Source organism: Stappia sp. TSB10GB4 (assembly GCF_900185745.1).
Classification (GTDB): Bacteria; Pseudomonadota; Alphaproteobacteria; order Rhizobiales; family Stappiaceae; genus Stappia.
Genome location: NZ_FYAV01000027.1, coordinates 24,991 through 34,652, shown reverse-complemented (window position 1 = coordinate 34,652; position 9,662 = coordinate 24,991). Strand labels below are relative to the sequence as shown.

Below are 9,662 nucleotides of genomic sequence, written 5' to 3'. Positions count from 1 at the left end.
AAGTGAAACGCCCCAGCGCCAATGGTACTGCGTCTCAAGACGTGGGAGAGTCGGTCGCCGCCAGGCCCGCAAAGCGCAAAAAAAATCCCTACAAAACATAACAATATCATCGCGGGGTGGAGCAGCCCGGTAGCTCGTCAGGCTCATAACCTGAAGGTCGTAGGTTCAAATCCTACCCCCGCAACCAAAATTACCAAGCAAAATCAATGCTTCAGACGAAGGCCCCGATCCTCACGGACGGGGCTTTCGGCGTTTCTGGCACAGTTTTGGCACACTCCGAGCCAAGCTGTGCCAATAAATCTCCATCACGGTCGGCCGATCCGTGGCCGATATGGCGTTGTCGATTCCTGACCGGTACGCGGTCGTTTATGGTATCGTAAATGGAACAATACATGAACGATGACTGCCACAGGGATGACAACACGACGCCTTCCGGAAATCGACCCGATTGAGCCGCTCGATGGCTTCGAGCCCGTTGCTCCCGCAAATCCGCCGCAGCCCGCCAACGACAACCGCCCAATCCCGCGGCAGTTGGATCGACTCTTCACCGCCGCCCTCGACATCGAGGCACAGGCCGCGCAGGAGGCCGGAGCGCTCGGCTTCATGGCCCGTGCTCTCGTGCAGGCCACCATGCCGCACAAGGCGGTGCTCGCGAGCGAGTTCGAGCGCACCAACGGCGCCTTTACCATGACTATGGTGGCGCCCTCGAAGGTTGGCTTGCCCTACGGCAGCATCCCCCGGCTGATCATCGGCTTTCTGACGACCGAAGCCGTGCGCACGAGAGACCGCCACATCGTGCTCGGTAGCAGTCTCAGCCGCTTCATGGCTGAGCTCGATCTTGCGCCCACCGGCGGGCGCTGGGGTTCGATCCCGCGTCTGAAGGATCAGATGACCCGGCTCGTGTCCTGTTCGATCTCCTGCACCTACACCGCCGGTAACGGCATCGGCATCCGCAACGTGACCATCGCCGACGAAGCAAACCTCTGGTGGGAGCCCCGGCAGCCCGACCAGGACACCCTGTGGGAGAGCACCGTCATCTTGTCGGAACGGTTCTTCAAGGAGATCACCGAGAACCCCGTCCCGATCGACCTGCGCGCCCTCACGGCGCTGAAGCGCTCGCCGATGGCGCTTGATGTCTATCTCTGGCTGACCTACCGCATGTCCTATGTCAAAGGCCGCATCGCGATCCCCTGGGGCGCGTTGCAGCTCCAGTTCGGCGCGGATTACCCGGCCTCGGCGCAGGGCCGCCGCAACTTCAAGAAGGCGTTCCTGCACGCCCTCAACAAGGTGCGGCTGGTCTATCCCGCGCTCCGGCTCGAAGACACGGCCGAGGCGCTGGTCCTGTTGCCGAGCACTCCGCATGTCATGCGCCGCTCTATCGCCTGAAAAATCCCCCAAACTGCTTGTGGACCAGTCTGGGGATTCGGGTGGGTTATCCACGCATAAACGGTACCGCCCCGAGTATGAGGCGTTCGGCCAGTCGAACGAGAGTCGGTACGCATAAACGGTACCGGGTTTACGCATAAACGGTACCGCATATACCTATATGTACCTGTATTATTAAATCCTGTAGTTGGGGCCGAAGTTCTGTGGACAGTTTGGCACGGCTGCTTTCCGTGGCATTCTACTGGACGCTCCGGCGTTGCTGTGACTGCGGCAAAGGGGCTCTCGAATGGGTTCGAGATGAGGCCCCCGCTATGCAACTCCCTCAACCATAGGAAGGTGCTGCACGGTTGGCTCAGGAGTCCTTGTTACGAAAGCGTTCGGCCTCTTCGCGGCTAGCGCGTCTTTCCGCCTGCGAACGCGCCATCTCATCCTTGAAGGATTCTGCGTACCGCTTGCGCATCACCCAGACATAGAGCCCGACCGCTATGACGCCGAGCACAATGATCGTCGTCAGGTTCTCCGTTATCCATCTCAGCGGCGGCGCTCCTCTCTGTAGGCCATGCGGTTTTGAAGCGGCATGTGGCGCGCTGGCGGCCCTTTCAGTTCATTCGTCGAAGCTGGGAGGGGCCGGTGGGCGGCGCGGCGTCTCGCATGAACCAGAAGGCCGCTCAGGCGGTCTGGAGCCATTGTCCTCGGGCGCGGCTTTGGGAATTGGCGGCGAGCCATTCTTGCGCCCCCGCATCCGCGCCTGAAGCGCAGCGAGTTCCGCCTGATACTCGGGGTCGTCCTTCAGGTCAGCATCATCCTCGTCCGGCTCAAACTCCGGGGTCAGGGCGGGGCGCGGGGCGCGGTACACCGTGTCGCCAAGCTCGCTTTTCTTCTGCGCCACCCACTCCTTCAGCTTTTCGTTGGCGTAGTAGGGCGGATACAGGTTGGCGCGGATCGACAAGCCGTCCTGAAAGATCACGCAGTCGTCGCGGAACTCAGGCCCCATCAGCTGCTGGGGCGAAGCCACCCAATCCTCGCCGCCCCAGATGTCCTTACGCCTGCCAAGGCGTTCTGCGACGTGTTCGGCGGTCCTTGTGTCATTCGGGCGGAAGAAGATCTGGCCGCGGCAGTTGGCGACGAGGCTGCGCCACTTCGGGTACACCTCTTCCAGCTGCGCCAGGTCCTGCGCGAAGAGCCAGAGCCGGATGCGGTAGCTGCGCGTGATCGCCACCGCATCCTCGATGATCCGCATGTAGCCCAGCTGCGGCATCTCGTCGAAGACGAACATCATCGGCCAGTCCAGATACCCGGCAGGCAGGCTGTCATCCTCGGCATTGACCGCATCGATCATCTTGCGCACCCGGATCGCTTCGCTCAGGTGCTGGCCCAGCATCACCCGCAGCACGCTGCGCATGGCGGCCATCTTCTCGGGCGGCACGATTAGATAGACCGTGGCCGCGCTGCCGCGCGTCACACCGCCATCTTCGCGCTGGTGCCAGCCCGGCGCGCGGCCGGTCTTGGCGGCGAAGGTGACGCTGATGTTGTCGCGCACGAGGATGTCCTCGACCGTCCAGCCCGGCGTCGTCGAGGAGGTGACATTGGCCACGTCGTCCGACCGCCAGATCGCAAGCTGCGTGCGCAGCGTCGTGGAGATCGACGCGCGCAAAGCTTCCGACTGCGTCTCCAGGATATTGCCCAGCTCCTTGAGGCGCTCGTCGTCAGACCCTTGCAGGTCTTCGACCATCGCCTCGAAATCCGCCTTGCTTGGCGTCAGCAGGCGGCAAACCGCGCGCATGTTGCGCTGGCCCTCAGGTCGCGTGCGGATGACGTAGAAGATCAGCCCCGTCAGCAGGTCGCGCGCGGCCTCGTCCCAGAAGGGCTCCTTGCCTTGGGGGATGACCAGCAGTTCGGCCAGAAGCCTGGCCTCGTCCCAGCCCGTCACCCGGTCGAGGGGGTTGTAGCAGTCGGAATCGGCCACGCCCGGCGCCCATTTGAACACCTGCCCGTAGAGGCTGCGCCGCCAGGCCGTGTGCTCGTAGTTCTCGCCCTTGGGGTCGAGCACCACCGTCGGCCCCTCGAAATCCAGCAGCACCGGCAGGATCAGCCGCTGGCCCTTACCCGCACCCGTGGGGGCCACCGTCAGCAGATGCCCTTCGCCCCGGAAGTAGAGCGGGAACTCAAGGTCCGGGCGATCCGGCACCGGCTGCTTCGCGATTTGCAGCGCGTCCATGGGGAAGGTCGCGTTGCTTGAGATGACGATGCCCGCTTCGGCGATCTGATCGAAGGTGGCCCAGCGCTGCGCCTGGCCGACGTTGCGCAGCTTCTCGCGGGATTCGTCAGTAAGAAAGCGCATGCAGACGCGTAAGTGCTTTCGCGCTTCCTCGATTTCACCATCTCTCAACTTGTAATGCAGGCTTTCAAAGAAGACCCTGTCAATGGCGGGGTCGGTTCCGATGATCATGTACGCCTCGGCCCATTCCGGCCCCATAGCATCCAGCCAGCGATCAATCCGACGGTTGCGCTCAATCTCGCGCGGCGACGGTTCCTTCTCCCCTCCACCCCCGAACAGCTTCTTCCACACCATCGCTCCTCCCGCGCCGAATGCTCCCCTGAACAGTCATCCTGCCTGACGCCACGCTACCACCAAATTGCCAATGAATCCGCCGGAAATGCTTGGCCGGACGAGGCTTTGGCCTTGGTTCTACGCGGTGTGGCTTCTGGCGGATGAAGCGGGGCGGGGGTTGCCCGTCCGGTACGGTGACAATGGTGGCAGTCAGTCGAAATGCCGCGCCCGACAGCGGCATGACGCAGTGCCCTTGGGCACGTCGAAGGCGTCCGGTTGGGGCTCCTCTCGCTCTTGCCCGATTCCGCGCTCCACGGGCCGTCCTCATTCGTGGCTGACCTGGCAGGGACGCCGTTCGGCGCAACGGCGGCCGGTCGGTTTCTTCCCCTGCGGCTGACGCCGCATTCCTCGCGGACGCGGTGCTCCAAGAAACAGCCCGCCCGCCGTCTTCCGGTTCCCTCCAGCCCATGCGGGTGCGCCGCCCGTCTTGCCCCTGCCTCTCCGGTCGCCATCGGACGGCCGCGATGGGCGCGGTCGCAAAGACAAGGAGAGGAACCATGACCGCACAACGCTTCGACGTTTACACCCAGGTCACGAACAACATCATCGCCGCCATCGAGGCGGGCGCGGGCGACTGGCAGATGCCCTGGCACCGCAGCGGCGAGGGCCTGAACCGCCCCGTCAACATCGACACCGCCAAAGCCTATCGCGGCATCAACGTCGTCAGCCTCTGGGCCGCAGGACAAGCCCGCGGCTTCAGCACGGGCACCTGGGGCACCTATCGCCAATGGCAGAACAAGGGCTGTCAGGTCCGCAAGGGCGAGAAGTCGAGCCTGGTGGTGTTCTATCGCGAGTTCGACGTGGAAGAGCGGAACGACGACACCGGCGAGACCGAGCACGGCAAGCGCCTGATGGCCCGCGCGAGCTGGGTCTTCAACGCCGACCAGGTGGACGGCTACGAGGCGCCCGCGCTCCCCGAGCCCAAGGACCCCGTGCAGGTCATCGACGCGGCCGAGCGTTTCATCGCCAATACCGGCGCCGTCATCCGCCACGGCGGCAGCCGCGCCTTCTACCGTCCGTCGGACGACATCATACAGATGCCCGACCGCGAGCGCTTTGTCGGCTCAGATACCAGCACGGCGACCGAGGCGTACTGGGGCACGGTGCTCCATGAGCTGACCCATTGGAGCGGAGCCCCGCACCGCTGCGATCGGCAGTTCGGTAAGCGCTTCGGTGACAATGCCTACGCTATGGAGGAACTTGTGGCCGAATTGGGCGCGGCTTTCCTCTGCGCCGATCTGGGCGTGACGCTCACCCCGCGTCCCGACCACGCCGCCTACATCGACAATTGGCTGAAGGTGCTCAAGGCCGACAAAAAGGCCATCTTCACCGCTGCCTCGCAGGCCGCCAAGGCAACCGACTTCCTCGATGGCCTGCAATCCGCTGAAGCGGAGGAGGCGGCCTGACGGCCGCCTCTTTCTCGCTGAAAATCAACCTTTGTGCATAGCCCGGTCCGTCAAGACCGTAACGATACAGCGTTCGTGCAGTCGCGCTCACCCATGACGCATTCAAGTACACGCAATTCCAGCCTGGCCGGAACCTGCGCGCAGGGGACCCCTACGAATTGAACAAAGCTAGTCTTGCTTCCGCCGGCAGGGACGTTGCTAACCGGACCCGGCCATGGCACATTGCTCCGGTTGTCGTTGAAGGAAAGCCAATAGTTGAAAGTCCTCAACATGGCGGTCCCCCGGTTGGTGATTTCCACATTCACCATGCAGGTCCGGGTCGATCCTTCACCCAAATTCTCTTTGCCGATAATGCTGACCTCGATCCTGTCGCCGCCATTGCAGGCGGTGAGTGCAAGCAACGCGACCAATGGAAGCGTGCGCCAACTCCTTGACATCCTGTCCTCCCGAAGCGGGTTGTCGAAAAAGCCAACCGACCCGCGTCGGAGAGAAATCGTGGTTTCTCTGCAACAGGGTGTCAGGTCGAGTGAGTGACAGAATGGGCAATAGTGTCGCTCGCCCGGGCGGCTCTGCGTTACGATTCAAGAAGTTGAAACAGCGACGGAGGGACGGCCTTCTTTCAGACGCGAGGCGATATGGAGTGGAGCCTGTTCGATCCGACCGGCCATCGGAAGTACCTGACCGAGGCCGAGCGACGGGCCTTCATCAAGGCCGCGACGAAACAGGCTCCCGAGGTTTACACCCTCTGCCTTGTGCTTAAGGACACGGGCTGCCGTCTCTCCGAGGCGCTTGCTCTGACCGCCGATCACATCGACCACCGTGCCGGGGTTATCGTCTTCCGAAGCCTCAAAAAGCGCCGTACCGGTGTGCATCGCGCTGTGCCCGTCTCTCCGACCGTGCTTGCTGAACTTGATCGTGTGCATGGTGTGCGCGCTGCTCAGGGCGCGCCGGACGGTGGTGCGTCAGCACGCCTATGGCCGTGGCACCGGATGACCGGCCACCGGCGCGTGAAGGAAGTGATGGCAGTGGCAGGTGTGAGCGGCCCGCACGCGACCGCCAAGGGTCTCCGCCACGGCTTCGGAGTAGCCGCGCTGGAGCGCGGGATTCCGATCACGCTACTCCAGAAATGGCTTGGCCACGCGAAGCTCGCGACCACCGCCATCTACGGCGATGCGGTCGGCGCGGAAGAGCGCCGCATGGCCCGCAAACTCTGGGATTAGCTAGATTTTTCACGCTTGATTTCTGTGACCGAATTGCCCATTCCGTCACAGAAGGGAAGGACGGGATGTTCCCTCCGGTTCTCTGTGGGGGACGTTCACCGGCAGTGAGCATGGGTCGCAGTGCGCCTGTGACCACCCAGATGTCCGTTGGACGGGCGTGTAGTGCCAATGACGGAAAAACCCTCCCGCCGAAGCGGGAGGGAAGTCGCTAAAGGGTGGGGGGTCAACCGCTCCGGACGCACCGGACGCGATAAGAGCCGTAGATCTTACCGCCGGTCGTCAGCGTGCCATCGGCGAAGTGCTGCCGCCATGCGCTGCTGCTCCAGAGTTCCTTGGAAGACCAGTACCATCCGTCGGCAAAGCCACCGATGGTGTCGCGGTGATGGTAGAGCATGTTGAGCTCTTCCTCCGTCGGGATGCGCCAGTCATTGTAGCCTCCGAACGTCTGCTTGGGCGCACAACGCATTGCGTATTCCCATTGGTGGAAGCCGGGCAGGTCCTCCGGCATGACGTAGAGAGGCCGGCCGTTGTTGGGCGACGTGCCGACATAGACGGTCCCGTCCGGCATGCGTGTGGGAAGCCGAAGCCAGTGCAGCTTGGTGTCAACGAACAGACTGGGGATATTATATGGAGGAACGTCAGACATAGTTGTCTCCGCCGCATTTCTCTGTCTGCGGTCGGTTCCCAAGTCGAGGTTGCAGGAATGCACGCTGAAACAGCGCTTATGCCGCCGCGATGGCGGGGGGCGAATGTCAAGCGGACGAGCCCGAGGTGGGCCGATGTTTCAGTGTGCAAAGCCTTATGCGGCGCTGCGCGAATGGAGCGGCTGACGCCCTGCGCAAAAAAAGCCCGACATTGCTGCCGGGCTCTCTTCGTTTCGATGGTTACATGGCTGAGTTGCCGGTGCCTACCGTACCGAACGCCGACTTGAAGCCTTGCGTCATGCCCTTGTAGAGGCCGGGGAAGGCGGTGATGGCAGCGCCTGCGATCACGATCAGCAGACCCCACGAACTTTGCTGGGCCAGCCACACCCACAGGCCGAACAGGGAAATGCCCAAACCGATTACCGTGCCAAGGTGGCCGGTCAGCAGGTTCTGCACGTCCGTCAGCAGGCTCTGCCCAGCGGTCGCGTGTGCGACCTCGGGCGCGAGTGAGAAAATGGCCGCCGCGAACAAAGCGAACACCACAGTCAAAAACTTCTTCTCAGAGAAAAATGAATTCATGAAAGTCGTCTCCTTTTGCAATGGATAAAACAATTGTTGGTGTTTGTTGTTCCAAAATCAATATGTATAACGCATAATATTATTGAGTTGTCTCCATACAACTCAACAACGGGAAGGGGTGTCATGTGGCATCCCTTCTTTTTTATTGGGTTAATATATAAGTTGTTGTGAAACTTCCCGCGTTTGTCGTGTGTCTCGGAACTATTTTTGTTAGACTACATAAACATAATGAAATGCCATTGATTGAATTCCTCAATAAAAGGTTGTTGTGGTGCGTTTTGTTGTCATCGTCTTTGCTTTATTATTCTCGTCTCCTGCTTTCGCGCAGGGAAAATTCTTCAGCACGCCCAGTCGAGGTGGTGCCGATGGGGCGAGGCAAAATGCCCAGCTAACGACGATCAACAGCGAATTCGAGAGAATGAACGCCTGCACCGCGGTGGGCGCCGTTTACGCGCCGACGCACCCCGATGCGGACGCCGGCGGCTGTGTTACCGCGATAGCTGAGCGGTCAATGACCGGGGACCTGGCGGTGCAGGGCAACGCTGCCATCAGCGGCCAACTTGACGTGGCGGGGACTGTAAGGGTTGCCGGCGAGACCGAACCTTGCAACGGAGCCAGCGCCGGAAGCCTCCGTTACAACGCGGCTTTGGAGCAGATGGAGTTCTGCAACGGATCTGACTGGGGTGCCATGGGCGGCGGTGGCTCGTTGGCTGTTGTAGCCACTGGGACAGTCACGGTTCCCGGCAATAGCTATAGCACTGCTGTGACGGGTCTTGCAGCCGGGAGCCAGTATTCAGCGTACATCGAGCCTACATATTCCACACCGGGCTGCGGTTACATATTGCCAACTTTTGGAAAGGGGAGCGATGGCAAAGTCGCCATGACCTTGTGGAACAACGCGAGTTGCGGCGGTTCTGTGAGGTGGTCCGTTGTAACCCTCAACGGAAACGGCTCATCGAGCGGTGGAGGCGGGGCATCTCCGCCTACACCTCCGACATGTTCAGGGCCGGGCGCGGCCCTCCAGTGGGACGGCTCCGGATGGCTGTCCGAGGGCGAGACATTAATTGGAGGAAAGGCATCTAGTCAGTGCCTGTCTTCCGGTGGCAGTCTATTCGATACGGGATCAGGAAAAATCTGCCGTTTCAATGCGTCGTCCTGCCCCGGTGGGTGGACTCCTTATCAGGACTGGTCCGAAACGTCTCCTCGCGATACCACAGGCGGGTACTGCTATCACAATCCGTCGACGACAGCTCCAACGGGTTGCATAACCGGAGATCATAACTTCTCCAACACGCCAGTCGAATCGTGTGGGCAGTTCAACCCATGCAGTGGTTGTGGTTGCTCAGGTAGTACATCCTATGCGCTGGTTGTCGCGCGAGGATGCATATGAGACGTCTTGGTTCGCGCTGAGTGGCTGCATTCCAATATTGGGCATAGGACAGCCCCGCTACCTGCCCTTCGCGCGCACGCAGAACAGCAGCTTTTGGGCCGGGACGCCGTCTCCTGTGCCGGTGCGACGGCCAATCTCCGCGCCGGGGACGTTCTTCAGTTCCAGCAGCTCCTTCGAGCCGTCCGGCCCCGTCACCAGCAGCGCGTTGGAGCGGGCGTATGGCGCCCACCCGTTGGGGCAGCGCGCGGTTTGAAACCCGATCACGGCCGCGCCAAGCATCGTCTCCCAAGCGACGTCCAGCGCTTCCATGTTCTGTTCCAGCAACTGCATGCGGGTGCTCAGGTTGTTGAACGCCTGCGATGCCGCGCGGGCATCCACGGGCTGGGCGCTGGAGGGGGGGGCGTTCATCGGTAGCAGTGCGCCGGT

General features: G+C 61.8%; 8 protein-coding genes and 1 tRNA gene. 5 read left to right on the top strand and 4 right to left on the bottom strand.

Annotated features, from left to right (window positions below; genetic code table 11):
• Positions 1 to 110 precede the first annotated feature (110 nt).
• Positions 111 to 187 (top strand) — tRNA-Met (locus tag TSB10GB4_RS03665).
• Between the two features lie 227 nt (positions 188 to 414).
• Positions 415 to 1,386: a replication protein RepA gene (locus TSB10GB4_RS03660; RefSeq protein WP_186394607.1), complete on the top strand. Its 972-nt coding sequence runs from the start codon at positions 415 to 417 to the stop codon at positions 1,384 to 1,386.
• A 604-nt stretch (positions 1,387 to 1,990) separates the two neighbouring features.
• On the opposite strand, the gene TSB10GB4_RS03655 is transcribed toward TSB10GB4_RS03660, so the two are convergent.
• Positions 1,991 to 3,958 (bottom strand): type IV secretory system conjugative DNA transfer family protein, encoded by a 1,968-nt coding sequence (locus TSB10GB4_RS03655; protein ID WP_186394606.1) that lies wholly within the window; start codon positions 3,956 to 3,958, stop codon positions 1,991 to 1,993.
• A 536-nt stretch (positions 3,959 to 4,494) separates the two neighbouring features.
• On the opposite strand from TSB10GB4_RS03655, the gene TSB10GB4_RS03650 reads away from it, so the two are divergent.
• From TSB10GB4_RS03650 to TSB10GB4_RS03640, 3 genes are all read left to right on the top strand, one after another.
• Positions 4,495 to 5,403 carry an ArdC family protein gene (locus TSB10GB4_RS03650; RefSeq protein ID WP_208984405.1) on the top strand — a complete coding sequence of 303 codons (909 nt, stop codon included), beginning with the start codon at positions 4,495 to 4,497 and terminating at the stop codon, positions 5,401 to 5,403.
• A 255-nt stretch (positions 5,404 to 5,658) separates the two neighbouring features.
• Positions 5,659 to 5,937: a hypothetical protein gene (locus TSB10GB4_RS03645; RefSeq protein ID WP_186394604.1), complete on the top strand. Its 279-nt coding sequence runs from the start codon at positions 5,659 to 5,661 to the stop codon at positions 5,935 to 5,937.
• Positions 5,938 to 6,038: 101 nt separating this feature from the next.
• Entirely contained in the window at positions 6,039 to 6,623 is a 585-nt protein-coding gene (locus TSB10GB4_RS03640) for a tyrosine-type recombinase/integrase (protein ID WP_186394603.1), read from the top strand.
• A gap of 223 nt (positions 6,624 to 6,846) precedes the next feature.
• Here the strand turns inward: TSB10GB4_RS03640 and TSB10GB4_RS03635 are convergent, their stop codons facing one another.
• The 3 genes from TSB10GB4_RS03635 to TSB10GB4_RS03625 form a co-directional block, all read right to left on the bottom strand.
• Positions 6,847 to 7,269: a DUF1566 domain-containing protein gene (locus tag TSB10GB4_RS03635; RefSeq protein WP_186394602.1), complete on the bottom strand. Its 423-nt coding sequence runs from the start codon at positions 7,267 to 7,269 to the stop codon at positions 6,847 to 6,849.
• 238 nt (positions 7,270 to 7,507) lie between these two features.
• Positions 7,508 to 7,846, bottom strand: a complete 339-nt coding sequence (locus tag TSB10GB4_RS03630) for a hypothetical protein (protein WP_186394601.1) — start codon at positions 7,844 to 7,846, stop codon at positions 7,508 to 7,510.
• A 1,447-nt stretch (positions 7,847 to 9,293) separates the two neighbouring features.
• Positions 9,294 to 9,644 (bottom strand): hypothetical protein, encoded by a 351-nt coding sequence (locus tag TSB10GB4_RS03625; RefSeq protein WP_186394600.1) that lies wholly within the window; start codon positions 9,642 to 9,644, stop codon positions 9,294 to 9,296.
• Between the last annotated feature and the right edge of the window lie 18 nt (positions 9,645 to 9,662).